This is a genomic window from Pseudomonas japonica, from assembly GCF_900188455.1.
Classification (GTDB): Bacteria; Pseudomonadota; Gammaproteobacteria; order Pseudomonadales; family Pseudomonadaceae; genus Aquipseudomonas; species Aquipseudomonas japonica.
In genome coordinates, this window is record NZ_FZOL01000056.1 from 1 (window position 1) to 1,826 (window position 1,826).

Genomic DNA, 1,826 nt, shown 5'->3' on the forward strand with positions numbered 1-1,826 from the left:
CCAGACTGAGTGACGATAACTGTAGTGAAACGCAAGGTGGACGCCGTGAGGCCAAGCTGAAAGAAGCGCGTAGCGAAGGCGCGACCGCAGGAACACGAACAGGCAGCGAGGCTGGATGTGGGCGATTAGCGTGCTGGGAACCGCGAAATCCAACCGTCACCGAAAGACGCATCCAGTAGAGCCTGGCGGCACGAGCCGAAGGTTTTGGCACCTTACCCGGGGAGATCTCGGACGCGTCAGCGTCCGAGAAGTCAGCAGAAGCCGTAGTAGCGAAGAAGGACGGTAATGCGTCTAGAGCAAAGGGCGGAAGGATCAACAACACCCGTAATGAATCTCTGTGCACTGAGCCGGAGCTCTTTGAAACCGAGCCCGAAAAAAAAATGCTTTGGCATCAACGGGCTGGCCGGACATGAACGCCGGGTGGATCCCGGAGAGAACAGGAAAGGAAAGAGCGAGTGATGTGCCAGACGGAGCATGAATCTGGAGACGTGTTGAGCGAAATCAGCGTGGAGCATGTAGTTGAAGCCACCAACATGCGTCGGGCGCTCAAGAAAGTCCGAGCCAACCAAGGCGCCCCGGGCATCGACGGCATTGCTGTCGAAGATCTCGAAGCACACTTGGTCAAGCACTGGCCGGGCATCAAGGAAAAGCTGCTGAACGGGAGCTACAAGCCCGGGCCGATCAAAGGTAAGACGATCGGCAAACCTGATGGTGGAGAAAGGCTGCTGGGCATACCCAACACGCAGGATCGGGTGATTCAGCAGGCGGTAAGCCAGCGGCTGACGAAACTATGGGATAGCGGTTTCAGCGAACACAGCTACGGGTTTCGACCCGAGCGCAGCAATCTCGATGCAATCAGGGCTGCCAAGGCTTTCGTGCTGAGTGGCAAGACCTGGGTGGTCGACGTGGATATCGAGGCGTTCTTCGACGAGGTCAATCACGACCGACTCATGTCTCACATTACCCGCGACATCCGGGACAAACGGCTGAATCAGTACCTGAAAGCGAACTTACGAGCGGATCTGATATTGAACGGTCAACGAATCAAGCGCACGGCAGGCGTACCGCAAGGTGGCCCGCTAAGCCCGTTGCTGGCCAATCTCTATCTTGATCCGCTGGACAAAGAACTTGAGCGCCGTGGCCTGAGTTTCTGTCGCTATGCGGACGATCTGATGATTTTCGTTGAGAGCGAGCGCAGCGCAGAAAGGGTGCTGGAGAGCATCGTGGCGTGGATCGAGAAACACCTGAAGCTGAAGGTCAATGCCAGTAAAAGTGGCACGGGCCGTCCTTGGGAGCGTGATTTTCTGGGCTATCTGATCGACGAGGAAGGCAACAATCACCTCTCGGGCAAAACCGTCAAACGCTACCGAAAACGCGTGCGGGAGTGCTGGTCTGCCAGGCAGGGAGTGACGTCCCGAGAGCTGGTGGATGGCTGGAGAAAGTACCTGCTTGGCTGGTTTGGCTATTTCCGGCTCGCCAGTGCAGTGAACTTCAACAGCCTCTCTGCGTGGACGCGGCGGCATATGCGCAAGTGCTTCTGGCAACGGTGGCACAACCGCATGGGGCGCATAAAAGCGCTGCTGAGACTGGGTGTTTCCAGTCGGGGCATCAAGCGAGTCAGCTTCCACGACGGAGCCTGGAAAGCGGCAAAGCATCCGATCCTGCAGCAGGCCCTGAGCAATCAATGCTTGCGTCGGTTTGGACTGATAACTGCGCAAGATCTCGCCTCAGTGCAACGCTGAGCGATTCAACCGCCGGATGCGGAAAACCGCACGTCCGGTGGTGTGGGAGGGGTGACGGGCTGGTCCCGTCACCTCGACCCAATC

Annotated in this window: 1 protein-coding gene; it reads left to right on the top strand. The window is 57.7% G+C overall.

Annotated features, from left to right (window positions below):
- Window positions 1-458 precede the first annotated feature (458 nt).
- Entirely contained in the window at window positions 459-1,742 is a 1,284-nt protein-coding gene (gene ltrA, locus CHB99_RS29305) for a group II intron reverse transcriptase/maturase (RefSeq protein ID WP_042130769.1), read from the top strand.
- Window positions 1,743-1,826 lie beyond the last annotated feature (84 nt).